At 69.5% G+C, this 18,567-nt stretch carries 16 protein-coding genes and 1 pseudogene; 3 read left to right on the top strand and 14 right to left on the bottom strand.

Features of this window, described 5'->3' with window-relative positions; all coding sequences use genetic code 11:
- The 8 genes and pseudogenes from D8M35_RS16780 to D8M35_RS07040 all read right to left on the bottom strand — a co-directional run.
- Nucleotides 1-250: pseudogene (locus D8M35_RS16780) on the bottom strand (thiol reductant ABC exporter subunit CydD); the annotation flags it as partial.
- 10 nt (nucleotides 251-260) lie between these two features.
- Nucleotides 261-1,265 carry a cytochrome d ubiquinol oxidase subunit II gene (gene cydB, locus D8M35_RS07070; RefSeq protein WP_126891209.1) on the bottom strand — a complete coding sequence of 335 codons (1,005 nt, stop codon included), beginning with the start codon at nucleotides 1,263-1,265 and terminating at the stop codon, nucleotides 261-263.
- A 1-nt stretch (nucleotide 1,266) separates the two neighbouring features.
- A complete protein-coding gene (locus D8M35_RS07065; protein ID WP_126891208.1) occupies nucleotides 1,267-2,679 on the bottom strand; it encodes a cytochrome ubiquinol oxidase subunit I in 1,413 nt (470 codons plus the stop codon).
- Nucleotides 2,680-2,966: 287 nt separating this feature from the next.
- Nucleotides 2,967-3,887 carry an ABC transporter substrate-binding protein gene (locus tag D8M35_RS07060; protein ID WP_126891207.1) on the bottom strand — a complete coding sequence of 307 codons (921 nt, stop codon included), beginning with the start codon at nucleotides 3,885-3,887 and terminating at the stop codon, nucleotides 2,967-2,969.
- Nucleotides 3,884-4,612 (bottom strand): ABC transporter permease, encoded by a 729-nt coding sequence (locus tag D8M35_RS07055; protein ID WP_126891206.1) that lies wholly within the window; start codon nucleotides 4,610-4,612, stop codon nucleotides 3,884-3,886. The genes D8M35_RS07060 and D8M35_RS07055 overlap by 4 nt, the downstream gene beginning before the upstream one ends.
- Nucleotides 4,609-5,325, bottom strand: a complete 717-nt coding sequence (locus D8M35_RS07050; protein ID WP_126891205.1) for an ABC transporter permease — start codon at nucleotides 5,323-5,325, stop codon at nucleotides 4,609-4,611. Before D8M35_RS07050 ends, D8M35_RS07055 begins: the two co-directional genes overlap by 4 nt.
- On the bottom strand, nucleotides 5,322-6,236 hold the full coding sequence (locus D8M35_RS07045; protein WP_126891204.1) for an ABC transporter ATP-binding protein: 915 nt from the start codon (nucleotides 6,234-6,236) through the stop codon (nucleotides 5,322-5,324). Before D8M35_RS07045 ends, D8M35_RS07050 begins: the two co-directional genes overlap by 4 nt.
- A gap of 190 nt (nucleotides 6,237-6,426) precedes the next feature.
- Nucleotides 6,427-7,074: a TetR/AcrR family transcriptional regulator gene (locus tag D8M35_RS07040; RefSeq protein ID WP_126891203.1), complete on the bottom strand. Its 648-nt coding sequence runs from the start codon at nucleotides 7,072-7,074 to the stop codon at nucleotides 6,427-6,429.
- A 152-nt stretch (nucleotides 7,075-7,226) separates the two neighbouring features.
- Here D8M35_RS07040 and D8M35_RS07035 point away from each other — a divergent pair, with 152 nt between their 5' ends.
- Nucleotides 7,227-8,291 carry an App1 family protein gene (locus D8M35_RS07035; RefSeq protein WP_126891202.1) on the top strand — a complete coding sequence of 355 codons (1,065 nt, stop codon included), beginning with the start codon at nucleotides 7,227-7,229 and terminating at the stop codon, nucleotides 8,289-8,291.
- Nucleotides 8,292-8,379: 88 nt separating this feature from the next.
- A complete protein-coding gene (locus tag D8M35_RS07030; protein ID WP_126891201.1) occupies nucleotides 8,380-10,266 on the top strand; it encodes a glycoside hydrolase family 15 protein in 1,887 nt (628 codons plus the stop codon).
- A gap of 297 nt (nucleotides 10,267-10,563) precedes the next feature.
- Here the strand turns inward: D8M35_RS07030 and D8M35_RS07025 are convergent, their stop codons facing one another.
- From D8M35_RS07025 to D8M35_RS07000, 6 genes are all read right to left on the bottom strand, one after another.
- The gene (locus tag D8M35_RS07025; protein ID WP_126891200.1) at nucleotides 10,564-11,937 is read right to left on the bottom strand and encodes a glucose-6-phosphate dehydrogenase; all 1,374 of its coding nucleotides are present in this window, start codon (nucleotides 11,935-11,937) and stop codon (nucleotides 10,564-10,566) included.
- 187 nt (nucleotides 11,938-12,124) lie between these two features.
- Nucleotides 12,125-12,541 carry a cytochrome c oxidase subunit 4 gene (locus D8M35_RS07020; protein WP_126891199.1) on the bottom strand — a complete coding sequence of 139 codons (417 nt, stop codon included), beginning with the start codon at nucleotides 12,539-12,541 and terminating at the stop codon, nucleotides 12,125-12,127.
- A gap of 4 nt (nucleotides 12,542-12,545) precedes the next feature.
- Nucleotides 12,546-14,282 carry a cytochrome c oxidase subunit I gene (gene ctaD, locus D8M35_RS07015; protein WP_066653797.1) on the bottom strand — a complete coding sequence of 579 codons (1,737 nt, stop codon included), beginning with the start codon at nucleotides 14,280-14,282 and terminating at the stop codon, nucleotides 12,546-12,548.
- Nucleotides 14,283-14,293: 11 nt separating this feature from the next.
- Nucleotides 14,294-15,196 carry a cytochrome c oxidase subunit II gene (gene coxB / locus D8M35_RS07010; RefSeq protein ID WP_126891198.1) on the bottom strand — a complete coding sequence of 301 codons (903 nt, stop codon included), beginning with the start codon at nucleotides 15,194-15,196 and terminating at the stop codon, nucleotides 14,294-14,296.
- 303 nt (nucleotides 15,197-15,499) lie between these two features.
- Nucleotides 15,500-15,874 (bottom strand): iron-sulfur cluster assembly accessory protein, encoded by a 375-nt coding sequence (locus tag D8M35_RS07005; protein WP_058729751.1) that lies wholly within the window; start codon nucleotides 15,872-15,874, stop codon nucleotides 15,500-15,502.
- Between the two features lie 184 nt (nucleotides 15,875-16,058).
- Nucleotides 16,059-17,504 carry a dipeptidase gene (locus tag D8M35_RS07000; RefSeq protein WP_126891197.1) on the bottom strand — a complete coding sequence of 482 codons (1,446 nt, stop codon included), beginning with the start codon at nucleotides 17,502-17,504 and terminating at the stop codon, nucleotides 16,059-16,061.
- 51 nt (nucleotides 17,505-17,555) lie between these two features.
- On the opposite strand from D8M35_RS07000, the gene D8M35_RS06995 reads away from it, so the two are divergent.
- The gene (locus D8M35_RS06995; RefSeq protein WP_126891196.1) at nucleotides 17,556-18,131 is read left to right on the top strand and encodes a DUF3043 domain-containing protein; all 576 of its coding nucleotides are present in this window, start codon (nucleotides 17,556-17,558) and stop codon (nucleotides 18,129-18,131) included.
- The last annotated feature ends 436 nt before the right edge of the window (nucleotides 18,132-18,567 follow it).

Genomic DNA, 18,567 nt, shown 5'->3' with positions numbered 1-18,567 from the left:
ACGCCGCGACGGCACGGACCACGAACGCGCCGGCCAGCAGCGCGAGCGTCGGGACGAACGCGGCGGGGACCGCTCCCTCGGCGAGCCGGCCGTCGCGCACCGCGTCGACGCCGAGCGTGACCGCCCTGGCGATCCCCCACGCGATGCCGATGGTGGCGAGTGTGCGGACCAGGCCCGTCGCCGCCGAGGCGACGACGGACCAGCGCGCGGAACGCGACAGGCGGAGCAGACGGGGGTCGAGCGGCTTCACCGGGTTCCTCCTAGTGCGCGGCCTGGTCGATGTGGGCCCGCGAGACGCGCTTGCGGAACACCCAGTAGGTCCACGCCTGGTACGCCAGCACGAGCGGCACGAAGATCAGCGCGACCCAGCTCATGACGGTGAGCGTGTACTGCCCGCTCGACGCGTTGGTGACGTTCAGGCTGTTCGCCGGGTCGTTCGATGCGGGCATGACGTCCGGGAAGATCGCCGTGAACATCGCGAGGACCACCGCGGCGATCGTGACGGCCATCAGCGCGAAGGCACGGCCCTCCTTGCCCCAGGCGGTGCAGAGCACCGCGAGGACGAGCGCGAGCGCGGCGACGACCGAGAGCACGAGGCTGGCCGGGGTCGCGCGGACGAACGCCATCGCCACCAGGAACGCGGCGCCGACGACGATCGTCAGGACGCCCGCACGGGTCGCCAGCCGCTTCGCACGCACACGGATGTCGCCCTCGGTCTTCAGCGCGACGAACACGACGCCGTGCGTGAAGAACACCAGCAGGGTCGCGAGCCCGGTCAGCAGCGCGAACGGGTTGAGCAGGTCGAGGAACGTCCCGGTGAAGTTGTGCTCGGCGTCCATCGGGATGCCCCGGACGACGTTGCCGAACGCGACGCCCCACAGGAACGCCGGGACGGCGCTGCCGACCACGATCATCAGGTCGAAGCGGCGCCTCCACTCCGGGTGCTTCCGCTGGTGGCGGTACTCGAACGACACCCCACGGGCGATGAGCGCCACGAGGATGAGCAGGAGCGCGAGGTAGAACCCGGAGAACATCGTGGCGTACCACTCCGGGAAGGCCGCGAACAGGCAGGCGCCGGCGACGATGACCCAGGTCTCGTTGAGGTCCCAGACCGGGCCGATCGTGTTGATGAGGACTCGGCGGTCGGTGTCGTCCTTGCCGAGGAACGGCAGGGACATGCCGACGCCGAAGTCGAACCCGTCGAGGACGAAGTACCCGACGAAGAAGAGTCCGACGATCGCGAACCAGAGAACGGGCAGGTCCATCTCAGTACACCGTCACTTCGTGCTTGACCTCGCCGGTGGCCTCGTCGACCTCCGCAGGAGCGGCGGGGCCCTCCTGCGCGACCTTCTTGACGAGCCGGAACTCCACCACCGCGAGCGCGCCGTAGACCAGCGTGAACACGACCAGGGAGATGAGGACCTCGACCCCGGTGACGTTCGGTGAGACGCCGTCCGCCGTGCGGAGCAGACCGAACACGAGCCACGGCTGGCGGCCCATCTCGGTGAAGACCCAGCCCATGATCATCGCGGCCATGGGGAGCGGGACCGACCAGGTCGCCACGCGCCAGACCCAGCGCTGCGTCGGGAACCGGCCCTTGCGGGTCAGCCACAGGCCGACGACCGACACGAGCACCGCGCCGACCCCGAGGGCGATCATCCACCGGAACGACCAGTAGGTGACCCAGATGATCGGCTTGTAGTCGCCGGGGCCGTACACCTGCGTGTACTGCGCCTGCAGGTCGTTGATGCCCTCGACCGTACCGGTGAAGGTGTGCGTCGACAGGAACGACAGCAGGTACGGGATGCGGATCGAGAACAGCTCGTGCACACCGTCCGGGGTCCCGAGCGTGAAGATCGAGAACGAGGCGTCCTTGCCCGTCGAGGTGTTGTAGAGCGCCTCGGCCGCGGCCATCTTCATCGGCTGGGTGTCGACCATCGTGAGCCCGAGCTGGTCGCCGGACAGCACGGTCAGCGCACCCGATGCGAGCATCGTCCACATGCCGAACTTGAGCGCCGGCATCATCGTCTCGAGGTTCTGGTTGCGGGCCAGGTGCCACGCGGCGACCGCGATGATCACCGAGGCCGCGACCATGAACGCGCCGAAGAGCGTGTGCGGGAAGGCGGCCAGCGCGACCTTGTTCGTCAGGACGGCCCAGATGTCGGTGAGCTCGGCGCGGCCCTTGGTCTCGTTGATCGCGAAGCCGACCGGGTGCTGCATGAAGGCGTTCGCCGCCAGGATGAAGTAGGCCGACATCATCGTGCCCACGCTGACGCACCAGATGCTCGCCAGGTGCAGGGCCCGTGGCAGGCGGTCCCAGCCGAAGATCCAGATGCCGATGAACGCCGCTTCGAAGAAGAACGCGAGGATGCCCTCGAGCGCGAGCGGGGCGCCGAAGACGTCACCCACGAACCGCGAGTAGTTCGACCAGTTCATGCCGAACTGGAACTCCTGCACGATGCCGGTGACGACCCCCATCGCGAAGTTGATGAGGAAGATCCGCCCGAAGAAGCGGGTCAGCTGCAGGTAGTGCGCACGTCCGGTCCGCACCCACGCGGACTGGAAGACGGCGACGACGAGCGCCATGCCGATCGTCAGCGGGACGAAGAGGAAGTGGTAGATCGTCGTCAGACCGAACTGCCACCGCGACAGGATCAGGGGATCGAGGATGTCGTTCATGCGGCGTGCCCGAGCCGGTCCGCCGCGCGCTGTTCGTGCACGAGAGATGCCTCTTCCAGGAGGAGGAACTGGTACTTGTCACCCCGTCGGGACACCTCCACGCTACCGGCCGGACACCTCCTTCGACAAGTTGTAGAGGCCACCTCTGCACGAACGTGCAGCGGCAGTGGTCGGCACAACCGTGCGGAACAGCAGTGCCGGTACGGCCACTCCACGAACGACGACAGGTGCCGGGCCGAAGCCCGACACCCGTCGTTCAGTCCTGGTCGGCGCCGAGCGCCGCCCGACTAGAGCAGACCCTCGTCCTGGAGGAACTGCTTCGCGATCTTCGAAGCCTTCTCCTTGTCCGTGACGCTCTTCTCGTTGAGCTCGATGAGCTTCTCGGTGGTGAGCTTCTCGTTCACCGAGTCGATCGCGTCGGCAGCCTTCTCGTCGACCTTGTCGGAGACGACCGGGATGACGTTCTGCGGCAGGATCAGGTTCTCCGGGTCCTTGAGCGAGACGAAGTCGTTCGCCTTGATGCTCGGGTCCGCGCTGTAGATGTCGGCGAGCTGGACGGTGCCGTCCTTGAGCGCCTTCACCGTCAGGGCGCCGCCGGAGTCCTCGACCGCCGTGAAGTCGACGTCCACGCCGTAGACCGACTTCAGGCCCTCGGGGCCGTACGGGCGGGTCTGGAACTCGGAGTTCGCACCGACGGTCAGCTTCTCCTTGACGTTCTTCAGGTCCGCCAGGCTCGTGACGTCGTTCTCCTCGGAGAACTGCTTCGTCACGGTGTAGCTGTCCTGGTCGGTGGCCTCGGCCTCGTCGAGGACGCGCAGCCCCTTCGGCAGGGCCTTCTCGAGACCGTCGTCGATCTGGTCGGCCGTCTTCGCCGTGGACTCCTTGTCGAAGTACTGCAGCAGGTTGCCGCTGTACTCCGGCATGACGTCGATCGCACCCTTCTCGAGCTGCGGGATGTAGACCTCGCGCTGCCCGATGTTGAAGTTGCGCTGGACGGTGAAGCCGTCCTTCTCGAGCACCTGCGCGTAGAGCTCGGCGATGATCTCGTTCGAGTAGTACTGCTGCGAGCCGATGACGATCGTCTTCGAGTCGGAGGACGCGCTGGAGCCGCTGCTCAGCGGGTCACCAGACGAGCAGCCGGTCAGGGCTGCGGCGACGCCGAGTGCCGTTGCGGCGGCGAGGACGACGCGGATCCGTGCTGTGATCACGATGGGTTTCCTTCCGGGATGGGATTGCGGGCTCGCTCGCGCGATCCCTGGCGCTGCCGCGCGGACGGGTCGAGGGTGCCCTTCGGCACGGACGCCCGCTGCAGTGCGGCGAACACGATCTCGAACGCGATCGCGAGCGCGATCACGAGGATGGACGCGCCGAGCATCTCGGCGTAGTCCTGGGTCTTGAGGCCGAGGAAGAAGTACCCGCCCAGGCCACCGGCACCGACGTACGCGGCGAGGGTGGCGGTCGCGACGACCTGGAGCACGGCCGAGCGGACGCCACCGATGAGGAGCGGCAGCCCGAGCGGGATCTCGACCTTCCAGAGGACCTGCCAGCCGGTCATGCCCTGGGCCTTCGCGGCGTCGATCGTCACCGGGTCGACGGACTCGATGCCCGCGTACGCGCCGGCGAGCACCGACGGCACGGCCAGGACCACGAGCGCCAGCAGCGGTGCCTCGAGTCCGATGCCGAGCAGCAGGCCGAACAGCGACAGCACACCGAGCGTCGGCAGGGCGCGGATGCCGCCGGACAGGGCGATCGACAGGCCGCGCGCCCGGCCGGTGTGGCCGATCGCGTACCCGATCGGGACCGCGATCACCGACGCGATGGCGACGGCGAGCAGGGTGATCCAGACGTGCTCCCAGAGCCGCCCGGGGATCGCGTTGAAGCCCGTGTAGTTGGCCGGGTCGAACACCCAGCCGAACGCCTGACCGATGATCACGAGGCCACCTCCGCACGCTGCAGGACCCGGCGCGCGGTGCGACGGCTCCGGGGCGCTCGACGCGTCCAGGGCATGACCAGCCGGCCGAGCAGCACGAGCAGGCCGTCGAGCGCGAAGGCGAGCACGAGCACCATGACGATGCCGGAGAGGATCTCCTCGGTGATGCCGCGTGCGAGGCCGTCGGTGAACAGCGACCCCAGGCTCCGGATGCCGAGCACGGCACCGACCGTCGTGAGCGAGATCGTCGAGACCGCGACGACGCGCAGCCCGGCGAGCAGCACGGGTCCGGCGAGCGGGAGCTCCACGCGGAAGAAGCGCTGCACGCCCGAGTAGCCCATCGCGGTGGACGCCGCCTTCGTGCCGGCGTCGACCGAGGTCAGACCGTCCACCGTGGACCGGACCATGAGCGCGAGGCCGTAGATCGTCAGGCTGATGATCACGTTCACCGGGCTCTGCAGGCTCGTGCCGATGATGCTCGGCAGGGCGACGAAGAGCGCCAGCGACGGGATCGCGTACAGCAGGCCCGCGAAGGTCACGATGCCGCTGCCCACACCGGCCGCGAACCGCGATCCGCCCGGCCGCTGCAGACGGACCACGATCCAGCCGATGGGGATGGAGAGCAGGAAGCTGATGATGATCGGTGGGATCGCGATCGCGAGGTGCGCGATCGTGGCGTCACTGATCGTGTCGAGGTTCGACAGGATCCAGTTCACCGCGGTCCCCCACCCTGCGCCGGAGCACCCGGAGCGGTGTCACGCGCCCCGGCCTCTGCTGCCTGCGGCACCGCGGCTGCGGCGTCGACCACCTGGACCGGACCCGTGAGCACACCGGCCGCCCGTCCGTCACCGTCGACGACGATCGGTCCGGTCGGGGTCTGCTCGACGCGCAGGGCCCGCCGTCCACGCCCGGCCCCGATGAAGTTCGCGACGAAGTCGTCGGCGGGCTCGGCCAGGATCTCGGCCGGTGTACCGAGCTGTGCGATCTCGCCGCCCTTCTTGAGGATGACGACCTGGTCGCCGAGCTTGAACGCCTCGTCGATGTCGTGCGTGACGAAGACGACCGTCTTGCCGAGCTCGCGCTGCAGGCGGATGAGCTCGTCCTGCAGGTCGCTGCGGACCAGCGGGTCGACGGCACCGAACGGCTCGTCCATCAGCAGGACGTTCGGATCGACGGCGAGACCGCGGGCGACACCGACGCGCTGCTGCTGGCCGCCGGACAGCTGCGAGGGGTACCGGTCCGCGAAGGCGCGGTCGAGACCGACGGTGTCCATCAGCTCGAGCGCCCGGGCACGGGCCTCGCCCTTCGAGACGCCCGTCAGCAGCGGCACGGTCGCGATGTTGTCCGCCACCTTGCGGTGGGGCAGCAGCCCGGCGTTCTGCATGACGTACCCGATCCTGCGACGGAGCTGCACGGGGTCGACCCCCGCGACGTCCTCGCCGTCGATCTCGACCGTCCCCGACGACGGGTCGACCATCCGGTTGATCATGCGGAGCAGGGTCGTCTTGCCGCAGCCGCTGGAACCGACGAAGACGGTGGTCGTCCGCGACGGGATGACCAGACTGAAGTCGTCGACCGCGTTGGTGCCGTCCGGGTACGTCTTGCGCACCGAGCGGAACTCGATCATGTGGGTGCCCTTCTGTTCGGAGGTAGCCCGACTCCGCACGAGCGTACCCGCGCATCGAGGACAGCGTTCGACCGTGACCCGTCATGACGGCTCGCGGACAACGACGCCCGCACTCCCTGTTCGGGAGCACGGGCGTCGGTGGATGGTCCGGTGCGTCGGCCGGGCGCGTCGCGCGCGGACCGACCGCGGCTCAGGCGGCCGCTGCGACCGCCTCGAGGTGCGCACGGCTCATCGTTCGGTACTCCTCGATGAGCGCGGTGTCGGGAGCGGACCGGTCGCGGAGCGCTCGGGCGATGACGGCGTGCGCGGACTCGGCCAGCACGACCCAGGCGCGCTCCGGACGCTCGCCGAGCGGGTAGCCGAAGCGGTCGTGCAGGACCTGCGCGACGGCCGCCCCCAGCGCGGCCATGCGGTCCTCGGCGTCACCGGTGCCGGTGTCCGCGGGATCGCCGAAGCGGATCGCGCGGAAGCCCGGCTCCGAGCGGTACATCTCGACGGTCGCGTCGATCAGCGCGTCGTGCGCGTCCTGCCACGTGGTGGCGTCGCTCTCGTCGAGGGCGGTGAGGAAGCGCTCGGCGAGTCGCTGCGTGCTCCGGATCGCCAGCGCCTCGACCACGGCGATGCGGTCCGGGAAGTACCGGTAGACCGTGCCGATCGACGCCCCCGCGCGCTCGGCGACCATCGCGGTGGTCAGCCGTTCGAAGCCGATCTCGTCGATCACGGCCGCCGCGGCGTCGAGGAGTCCCGCGAGGCGCGCCGAACTGCGGGCTTGGACCGGCTCGTTCCTGAGCAGTGATGATCCCCCCGGCAGTGCGTTCGATACCTCGGTGACGAGCACGTGTTCTCCTCTTGCACTCCTGTCGGAGCGCGGTCATGTGGGAAGCGACGGGAAGGACTCTGGCACAGACCGGCTGGAACATCGCTGCGACTCACCCCGTTCCGGTCGTCCACCGACCGCCGCCGACGTCGCCCGCGTGGAAGGATGGAGTCATGCCCGACCCGACGCCCCACGAGCCGTCGTTGGCCGAACCGATCCTCCACCGGGCCGCCCGGATCGAAGACGCCGTCCAGGAGTTCCGCGAGCACCGGGCGCGACGGCGCGGCCTGGTGCCGACCGTGATCCCCTACACGGGCTACGGGGCACCGGGCTGGATCCGCGTGCTCTGCCGGGTGCTGCTGACCCGTCGCGGTCTGGCGTCCGACGCCTCGTACTACGGCGTGCGCGGCTGGCGGAGCTTCACGAGCGTCGCCGTCGACGACGCCGAGGTCACCGTGACGGCCGGTGGCACGACCCACGTGGTGCAGTCCGACCGCGGCGGCGTGGTCGACGTGAAGGTCCCGATCGACCTCGAACCCGGATGGCAGACGGTGCGGCTTTCGGCCGGTGGGATGCGCGACGTCGAGGCCGACGTCTTCATCGTCGACCCGGCCACGCGCTTCGGCCTGCTCTCCGACATCGACGACACCGTCATGGTGACGTCGCTCCCCCGCCCGATGCTCGCGGCGTGGAACTCGTTCGTCCTGACCGAGCACGCCCGCCGCCCCGTCCCGGGGATGTCCGTGCTCTACGAGCGCGTCCTCGCGCAGCACCCCGGCGCTCCCACCGTGTACCTCTCCACGGGCGCGTGGAACGTGGCACCGACGCTGCAGCGCTTCCTGACGCGGAACATGTACCCGTCGGGCACGCTCCTGCTGACGGACTGGGGCCCGACCCACGACCGGTTCTTCCGGAGCGGTCAGCTCCACAAGCAGGAGAACCTCCGGCGGCTCGCCAGTGACTTCCCGGACGTGCAGTGGCTGTTGGTCGGTGACGACGGGCAGCACGACGAGAGCCTCTACGGCGAGTTCGCGCGCGAGCACCCGGAGAACGTGGCCGGTGTCGCGATCCGGCAGCTGTCCACGAGCGAGGCGGTCCTCGCCGGTGGCCGCTCGCGCGCGCAGGAGCGCACGCGCGCCGGTTCCGCTCCGTGGGTGTACGCCCCGGACGGTGCCGGCATGTGGTCGGAACTCGACCGCGTCGGTCTCGTCGACGCCGACCCGTCCGCGCCGCTCTGATCCCTGCACAGGCAGATCCGACGGCTGCGCTGTGCACACCTTCAGCGCCGTAGGGCCGCACGACGGCCGCCGGTGCCAGGATCGAGCCATGAGCACCGCGACCCCGCCGAACCGCATCGAGGACCACGCCCTCATCGGCGACACCCACACGGCAGCCCTGGTCGGCCGCGACGGGACGATCGACTGGGCGTGCCTGCCGCGCTTCGACAGCCCGTCGACGTTCGCGTCGCTGCTCGGCACCGAGGACCACGGGCACTGGTCGCTCCGCCCCACCGCCCCGGACGCCACGAGCACGCGGCACCACCACCCGGACACCCTCGTGCTCTCCACCGTGTGGACGACGTCGACCGGCGTCGTCGAGGTCACCGACCTCATGCCGATCGGCGCCCACCGCGCGGCGATCGTCCGTCGGGTCCGCGGGCTGCGGGGCTCCGTGGAGATCGAACAGTCGCTCCGCATCCGCTTCGACTACGCCCGTGCGCTCCCCTGGGTCCGCCAGATCGGCGGCGACGAGGACCCCGCGCTCCTGGCGACCGCCGGCCCGGGCTCCGTCGTCGTCCGCGGCGTCCGCTTCCGGGCCGACGACCACCGGCACACCCACACCGTCACCGTGCACGACGGCGACGTCGTCGACACGGTCCTCACCTGGTACCCGTCGCACCGCGAGCCGCCGGAGCCGCTCGACGTCGACGCCGCCCTGCAGGCGACGGAACGCTGGTGGCGCGACTGGATGGCGACCGCGCACACCGAGGGTCCGTACGCCGAGGCGAGCCGACGCTCCCTGTTGCTGCTCCGTGCGATGACCCACGGACAGACCGGCGGCGTCGTGGCGGCCGCGACCACGAGCCTCCCGGAGGACCCGGGTGGCGAACGCAACTGGGACTACCGCTACGTCTGGCTCCGGGACGCGTCCCTCGCACTCGCGTCGCTCATCGCCCACGGGTACCGGGACGAGGCGATGCACTGGCGGGGGTGGTTGCTCCGCGCGATCGCCGGCGACCCGGCCGACGTGCAGATCATGTACGGCATCGCCGGCGAACGCGAACTCCCCGAACGCACGCTCGACGAGCTCCCCGGCTACCTCGACTCGACGCCGGTGCGGCTCGGCAACGGTGCGTCGACGCAGTACCAGGGCGACGTCTTCGGCGAGGTCCTGGCAGCCCTGCACGACGCCCGCGAGCTCGGCGTCGAGGAGAACGCCGACTCGTGGGCGCTGCAGCGTGCCCTGCTCGGGTACGTCGAGGAGCACTGGCAGCAACCGGACAACGGCATCTGGGAGATGCGCGGGCCGCGGCGGCACTTCACGCACTCGCGGGCGATGATCTGGGCGGCCTTCGACCGCGGGGTCGCCGCCGTCGAGGAGTTCGGTCTCGAGGGCCCGGTCGACCGCTGGCGCCGCCTGCGCGACGAGGTCCGCGCCGAGATCGAGGAGCACGGCTGGAACGCCGAGCGTGGCAGCTACCGGCAGCACTACGACACCGACGAGGTCGACGCGAGCCTGCTCGTCCTGCCGCAGATCGGGTACCTGCACGCCGACGACCCGAGGATGACGGGCACGGTCGCGGCGATCGAACAGGACCTGCGCGTGGGCGACCACGGCCTCGTGCTGCGGTACCGGACCACGTCGGGCTTCGACGGCCTGTCCGGCAGCGAGCACCCGTTCCTCGCGTGCTCGTTCTGGCTCGTCGAGCAGTACGCCGCCTCCGGACGCGTCGAGGACGCCGAACGCCTGATGGACGTGCTCGTCGGGTACACGAACGACGTCGGCATGCTCTCGGAGGAGATCGACGTCGCCACCGGCCACCACATCGGGAACACGCCGCAGGTGCTCTCCCACCTGACGCTCGTGTCCGCGGCGGACGCGATCGCCCGCGCGCGCGGCACCTCGTCGGGACACCGGACGCGGCTCGCCGTGCACGACGGGGGCACGCGGTCCTGGACCGGCGGCGGCCGTCGGGCCGGCGCCCCCTCCTGAGGAGCCCGCTCGCGCACCGCGGTCTCGCGCTCGGCCGTCTCGCGCGAAGGAGGCAGTTCCGCGTGAGGGAGGCTGTTCCGCGTGAGGGAGGCTGTTCCGCGCAAGGGGGACCGTTCCGCGCAAGGGAGGCCGTTCCTTCCTGCTTCCGATGCGCGGATCGGTCGTCCAGGTCAGGTGCGATGGGCAGCAACCCCGCCGCGGTGACGGAGACACGCCGGACGAACGGACGGGAGGCACGGTGCCAGCTGGCACCGTGCCTCCCGTCCGTCAGGTGGGTCCGTCAGGAGACGGCGTCCGTCAGGACGACGACTCCCAGTCCGCCGGGCCGCGCGAACCCGCGCGGTACTCCTCGAGCGGGACGTCGCCCGACTTCCAGGCGTCCACGACCGGCTCGACGATCTCCCAGCAGCGCTCCGCCACGTCGCCGCGGATCGAGAGCAGCGGGTCGTCGTGGAAGATGCCGTTGAGGACCTCGCCGTACGGGGTGAGCTCGCCGTCGTCGAAGGACGACGACAGGGTGACCTGCCCCATCTCGAACGGGTTGCCGCCGCCGTTCGCCGACACGCTCAGCTCGATCTCGTCCGGGTTCAGGACGATGCGCAGCGTGTCCGCCTTCGGCCGACCGGACAGACCGGAGGGCAGGCGCGTGACGGGCTTGAAGGTGATGAGGACCTCCTTGCGGCTGGCGCCGAGCGCCTTGCCGGACCGGAGGGTGAAGGGCACGCCCTTCCAGCGGGCGGTGTCCACCTCGACCTGGATCTCGGCGAGCGTCTCCGTCTCGCGCGACTTGTCGACGCCGTCCTCGTCCTGGTACGACGGCAGTTCCTTGCCGTCGATCGTGCCGGCCGTGTAGACGGCGCGGCGCGAGGCGATCTTCGGGTCGTCGCCCTTGAGGCGGGTCGACCGGAGGACACGGGCGAGCGAGGAGCGGAACTCGACGGCGTCGATGGCGGCCGGGGCGTCCATCGTCACGAGGCCGAGGATCTGCAGCAGGTGCGACTGGATCATGTCGACCAGGGCACCGGCCTCGTCGTAGTACTGCGCACGGTTCTCGAGCCCGAGCGTCTCGTCGTAGAAGACGTCGACCTTCTCGATGTTGTCCGCGTTCCAGATCGGCTCGAACAGACGGTTCGCGAAGCGCAGACCGATGATGTTCAGGACCGTCGTGCGACCGAGGAAGTGGTCGGTGCGGTGCACGCGCTCCTCGGGGACGAGCTCGAGCACGGTCTTGTTCAGGGCCTCGGCGCTGGCGACGTCGGTGCCGAAGGGCTTCTCGAACGCCAGGGTCGTGCCCTCGGGCAGCTCGACGCCCTGCAGCGCCTCGCAGATGTCCGACGCGATCTGCGGCGGCAGCGCGAAGTACAGGATGGGCTCGGCCTCGGCCGCGTCGAGCAGCGCCTTGAGGTGCTCGGGGTCGGTCGGGTCGCCCTGGATGAAGGTCGTGGACTCGAGGGTCGCGTCGACCTCGGGACCCTTGACGTCCTGCGACGCGAAGGACTTCGTGACGACGTCCTTCCACTGCTCCGCGCTGCGGGCGCTGCGGCCCGTGCCGATCAGCTGGACGGGGACCGCTCGACCGCTCTGCAGGAACGTTCCGAGTCCCGGGAGCAGCAGGCGGGAGGCGAGGTCGCCCGTCGCGCCGAAGATGATGAGGGTGCGCTTGTCGGTCACCGGAGGTGAGTCCTTTCGCTGTGGTTGCGGGGTCCGCACGGGTCAAGCCGCGTACGGGCCGGTTGATTCCCTGTGGTTCCGGGATACCCGCTGCCGGCCGAGAGCTCGGTCCGGGTGGGGTACGGGCCCCGGACGCACCTCGGGCGGCACCGGATGTGGTGCCGCCCGAGGTGTCAGGTGGATCGGATCAGTGTCCGAAGTTGCCGCGGTAGTACTCGTAGACCCAGCCGACGAGCGTGACGGTCACGAGCGCGAGCCCGATCGGCACGATCCACAGGCCGGCTGCGAGGCCGAGGAAGCAGATGGCCGTCGAACCGGCGAGCAGGATCGGCCACCACGACCACGGGCTGAAGTGCCCGAGCTCGGCGTCGCCGTCCTCGATGTTCGCGTCCGGACGGTCCTCGGGGAGGACACCGCCCTGCGACGACATCACCTTGCCGAGGTAGAACGCGATGAACGCGGACATGATCCCGGTGAGGCCGATCGCCACGGTGCCCACCCACTCCGGGCGGCCGTAGTAGATCAGCGCCCAGATGGTGTACGCGGCATCCGCGAGGATGAAGAAGACGAACAGGATCCAGAACAGGTTGGTGTTGGCGCGCATCGCCTTACTTCACCTCGCCCTTCGCGGCGTCGTAGGTCGGGGCATCCGGGGCGTCCTTCGCCGGACCCACACCGATCGGCACACCGGCCTCGGGGTGGTTCAGGTCGAACGCCGGGGACTCGGAACGGATCCGCGGGATGGAGGTGAAGTTGTGGCGCGGCGGCGGGCAGCTGGTCGCCCACTCGAGCGAGCGGCCGTAGCCCCACGGGTCGTTCACGGCGACCTTCGGTGCGTTCCGGGCGGTCACGTAGACGTTGAAGATGAACGGCAGGAACGAGATCGCGAGGATCATCGAGCCGATCGTCGACAGCTGGTTCATCCAGGTGAACCCGTCGTTCGGCAGGTAGGTCGCGTAACGACGCGGCATGCCGATGACGCCCAGCCAGTGCTGGATGAGGAACGTCGTGTGGAAGCCGATGAACAGCAGCCAGAAGTGGATCTTGCCGAGACGCTCGTTGAGCATGCGGCCCGTCCACTTCGGCCACCAGAAGTAGAAGCCGGAGAACATCGCGAACACGACGGTGCCGAAGACCACGTAGTGGAAGTGCGCGACGACGAAGTACGAGTCGGACACGTGGAAGTCGAGCGGCGGCGACGCCAGGATCACACCGGTGAGACCACCGAACGTGAACGTGATGAGGAAGCCGACGGCCCAGAGCAGCGGGGTCTCGAACGTGACCGAACCGCGCCACATCGTGCCGACCCAGTTGAAGATCTTCACACCGGTCGGGACCGCGATGAGCATCGTCATGAGCGAGAACCACGGGAGCAGGACGCCACCGGTCACGTACATGTGGTGCGCCCACACCGTGACCGACAGGGCCGCGATGGAGATGGTCGCGTAGACGAGGGTCTTGTACCCGAAGATCGGCTTGCGACTGAAGACCGGGAAGACCTCGGAGACGATGCCGAAGAACGGCAGCGCGATGATGTACACCTCGGGGTGGCCGAAGAACCAGAACAGGTGCTGCCAGAGCAGGGCACCGCCGTTGGCGGGGTTGTAGATCTGCGCGTCGAACACGCGGTCGAGGCCGAGGCCGAAGAGCGCGGCGGCGAGGACCGGGAAGGCCATCAGCACGAGCAGCGACGTCACGAGGGTGTTCCACGTGAAGATCGACATGCGGAACATCGTCATGCCCGGCGCACGCATCGTGATGATCGTCGTGATGAAGTTCACCGCGCCGAGGATCGTCGAGAAGCCGGTCATGCCGAGGCCGAACACCCAGAGCGTTCCACCGAGACCCGGTGTGAACGTCGTGTCGCTCAGTGGCGCGTAGGCGAACCAACCGAAGGACGCGGCGCCCTGCGGGGTGAGGAAGCCACCGACGGCGATGAGCGAGCCGAACAGGTACAGCCAGAAGGCGAACCCGTTCAGACGCGGGAAGGCCACGTCCGGCGCACCGATCTGCAGCGGCATGATCGCGTTCGCGAAGCCCGAGAAGAGCGGCGTCGCGAACATCAGCAGCATGATCGTGCCGTGCATGGTGAAGAGCTGGTTGTACTGCTCCTTCGTCTCGACCACGTGCAGGCCGGGCTCGAAGAGCTGCGCACGGATCACGAGCGCCATGACGCCCGCGAGCAGGAAGAAGACGAACGACGCGATCAGGTACATGTACCCGATGGTCTTGTGGTCGGTGGAGGTGATCCACCGGACGATGATGTTGCCCTTCCGACCGACCTTGGACGCCTGGAAGTCCGGCGTCGTCGGCGCTGTCGGCTGGCCGACGAGTGACGTTGTCATCTGACGGACCCCTACTTGTTCTCGCTCGACGCCTCGACCGGCGCCTGGTTGTTCGGTTCGTTCGTGTTGGTGTCGTACTCGTTGCCGAGGAGACCGACCTTGCCCTGCTCGCGCAGCGTGTCGAGGTACTGCTGGTACTCGGAGTCCGAGACGACCTTCACCTGGAAGAGCATCAGGGAGTGGTACTCACCGCAGAGCTCGGCACACTTGCCCTGGTAGGTGCCTTCCTTCTGCGGGATGAAGTACTCGTAGTTGGTCTTGCCCGGGAGCATGTCCTTCTTGTACAGGAAGTCGATGACCCAGAAGGAGTGGTCGACGTCGCGCGAGGAGAGCTCGATCTCGACCTTCTTGCCGACCGGCAGGTAGAGCGTCGGGAGCTGCGACTCGTCGATCGCGCCGTCGCCGTTCTCCTCTTCCTGGGCCTGGATGCCCTGGTAGTAGACGCTGTCCTTCGGGTTGTCCTTGTCGATGTAGTTGAAGTCCCAGGCCCAGCGCTTGCCGTACACGTGGATCGTGGCGTCCGGGTCGTCGAAGGGCTTCTCGATCGCCGACTGGTCCTTCGCGGTGAAGGCGAAGAATCCGAGCACGAGGATGAGCGGCACGATCGTGTAGAAGATCTCGAGCGGCATGTTGTACCGCATCTGCACCGGCAGGCCCGTCTGGCCCTTGCGGCGACGGTAGACGATCGCCGCCCAGATGATCAGGCCCCACACGATGAGACCGACCGCGAGCAGGACGATCCAGCTGGTGGTCCACAGGCCGACGACACGGCTCGTGTGGTTCGTGACGTCCTTCGTCTCCTCGGTCCCGGGGAGCCATCCGTTCATCTGCTGCTGCGTGCAGCCAGCCAGTGCGATGACCAGACCGACGGCCACCGGGACGGCCGCCCAACGTATACGGCGATTCGAACGCACTGTTACCTCTCGGAAGACGTTGCTGGAGACCGGCCGAGCGGACGGGACGTGCACGCTTGCGTGTGCACTGAGGCCGCTCATTGCTGGTTCCCAGCTTGGTTGGAACACTCCTAGCTTACTCGCAGCCGGTGACGTCTCGCGCACACTGGGCGCGGTCCGGCGCGGGATCGACGACCGCCTCGCGCAGCTTTCCCCCGGTCGTGCGGCTCGGCGCGGCCGGGGACGACGAACGGGGAGCGACCAGATCGGTCGCCCCCCGCTCGCGTGTCGGTTCGGTCGGCGGACAACCGCCCGCCGGCGGCGTCAGTGGAAGCTGTCGCCGCACGCGCAGCTGCCCTGCGCGTTGGGGTTGTCGATGGTGAAGCCCTGCTTCTGGATGGTGTCCTCGAAGTCGATCGTCGCGCCGTCGAGGTACGGGACGCTCATCTTGTCGACGACGACCTCGACCCCGCTGCCGAACTCGGCCGTGGCGTCGCCGTCGAGCAGCCGCTCGTCGAAGTAGAGCTGGTAGATCAGGCCGGAGCAGCCACCGGGCTGGACCGCGAGGCGCAGGCGCAGGTCGTCGCGGCCCTCCTGCTCCAGGAGGCTCGCCACCTTCGCCGCCGCCGCGTCGCTGAGCGCGACGCCGTGCGAGCGTGCGTCCGTCGCCGGTGCGTTGTCGATGATGGTGTCGCTCATCCGCGCGTCTCCCTCCGGGCGGTGTCGGTCACCGCGCCTGGGTCGATTGTAAGCACGGGAGCCGACAGGACGGGCGCGGCGTCCACAGGGCGGGACCCGACGACGGACGGGAGGCCCGTGGCTGCGTCGCCACGGGCCTCCCGTCCGGCACTCCCCCGCTCCCGTGCCGGTGCGGGCTGCCCGGTCAGGCGCGCGTCGCCAGCCGCGCCAGCAGGATCGCCTCGGAGACGATCGCGCGGTGCAGCACGCCGAGGTGCTGCGACTCGTTCGGGCTGTGCGCGCGGGTGTCCGGGTCCTCGACGCCGGTCACCAGGATCTGCGCTTCGGGGAACTCCGCCGCGAGGTCGGAGACGAACGGGATCGATCCGCCGATGCCCTGCTCGACCGCGGGCGCACCCCAGCCCTCGTGCATGGCGGTGCGCGCCTCCTGCACGGCCCACCCGGCGGTGTCCACCAGGAACCCGTCGCCGGTGTCGACCTCGGTGATGTCGAGCTTCGCGCCGAACGGCACGTGGGCGCGGAGGTGGCGCTCGACGGCGGCGTACGCGTCGGTGGCGGACTGGCCGGGGGCCACGCGGACGGAGACGCGGGCGGCGACGTTCGGCAGCAGCGTGTTCGACGCGTTCGCGACGCTCGGGACGTCCATGCCCGTCACCGTGATGGACGGCTGGAACCACATGCGGGAGAGCACCGGGCCCGTGCCGACCGGTCGCACGCCCTCAAGGAGCGCGGCGTCCGTCGCGAGTTCGGCCTCGGAGCGCTCGGGGACGTCGGCGTCGTACGCGGTGAGCCCCTCGACGGCGACCGAGCCGTCGTCGTCGTGCAGCGAGGCGAGCAGGCGCACCATCGGGATCATCGCGTCGGGGGCCGCACCGCCGAACATGCCGCTGTGGCTCGCGTGCTCGAGCGTCGTCAGCGTCGCACGGAACGTGACGTTGCCGCGGAGCGAGACCGTGATCGAGGGCACGTCGACCGACCAGTTGTCGCTGTCGGCCACGACGATCACGTCGGCCGCGAGGTGCTCCTTCTGCTCGCGCAGGAAGGTGCGGAACGACCGGGAGCCGAACTCCTCCTCGCCCTCGACGAAGAGGACGACACCGAGGTCCAGGTCGTCGCCGAACTGCGCGTGCAGCGCCCGGAGCGAGGCGATGTGCGTCATCACGCCGGCCTTGTCGTCCGACGCACCGCGGCCGTAGAGGCGGTCGCCGCGCAGGGTCGGTTCGAACGGCGGGGTCTCCCACAGCGCGTCGTCGCCCTGGGGCTGCACGTCGTGGTGCGCGTAGAGCATGACGGTCGGCTTCCCGTTCCGGGCGGGACGCACCGCCAGCACGGCGGGCTGCCCGAGCTCGCGGCCGGCCTCCTGCGCGCCCGCGGTCTCGCCCTCGACGGCGGACCGGACGATGCGCACGGCGTCGGCGGCGAAGACGCCCGTCGACCGGGCCAGGTCCGCGACGGTCTCAGCACTGGCCTGCACGTGCGCCGGGTCGAACGCCGACCACGACACCGACGGCAGCCGGACCAGCGAGGAGAGGTCAGCGATCGTGGTCGGCAGCCCTCCCTGCACGTGTTCGCGGAGGGCGTCGAGGAGCGCGGGGTCGGTCGCGGGGCTGTGCTGGTCGGTGTCGGTCATGTCCCGTAATCTAGAGGAGATCCAGCACGCAACCGCAGTCAGGAACACACCGTGGCGAAGGCAGCCCCCAAGACCAACACGACCGTCGACCCGTCGGACGAGGAACTCCTCGAAGCCGGCAAGGGTCGTCCGACGCCGTCGCGTCGTGAGCGCGAGGCCGCCAACCGTCGCCCGCTCGTCGGCAACAGCCCGCAGGACAAGAAGGCCGCTCGCGCGCGCCTGAACACCGAGCGCGAGAAGGCCCGGGTCGGCATGGCCAACGGCGAGGAACGCTACCTCCCGGCGAAGGACAAGGGCGAGCAGCGGAAGTTCGTCCGCGACTGGATCGACGCGCGCTGGAACGTGGGCGAGGTCATGATGCCCGTGCTCGTGCTGTTCCTGATCGTCGGGTTCGCCGCGGCGCAGACGGTCCTGGCGTCGTACTCCCTGCTGCTGGTCTGGGCGTTCGTCGCGCTGTTCGTGCTCGACTGCATCGTGCTGTGGCTGTCGCTGCGCAAGAAGATCACCGCGAAGTTCGGCGAGATGCAGCGCGGGACCTTCCTCTACATCCTCACGCGGGCGTGGCAGCTGCGCTTCCTGCGCCTGCCGAAGCCGCAGGTGCGCCGCGGCCAGTACCCCTCGCTGTAGGCACCACCGCACGAAGCGCCGTCCGGCCGAGCCGGGCGGCGCTTCGTCGTTCCCGAGGGCGGGGTCGGTCGAGCCGGGCTGGACCGAGGCGCGGTTCCGTCGAGCGGGCCGTTTCCGTCACTCTCGGCACGCTGGGCCGACACATCTCGCCCGCTCGTTGGACACCGACGGCGTGTTCCGCCCGCTCGGTCGCGCGACGCGCTGGACACGACGCCGCGCGAGGGTCCGCGCCGATTCTCGTCGGCCATCGTCGGTCCTCGTCGGCCGGGAGGCGCGGCACGCCTCGTGCGCCTCACCCTCAGTCGCGACGTGGTCGCCGCTCCCCGCACCAGGACTCCGTCGGTCGTCGCGCTGGTCCAGGTGGCACGACATGCCGTGGGGAGCGGAGCTGAGCGGCACGTCGTGCGACGACGACGACAGCACGCGGCACGTCGTG

Origin of the sequence: Curtobacterium sp. HSID17257 (genome assembly GCF_003989515.1) — a bacterium.
Classification (GTDB): domain Bacteria; phylum Actinomycetota; class Actinomycetes; order Actinomycetales; family Microbacteriaceae; genus Curtobacterium.
Note: the sequence above shows the minus strand (reverse complement) of the source record. Positions and strands in the feature narration are given on the sequence as shown.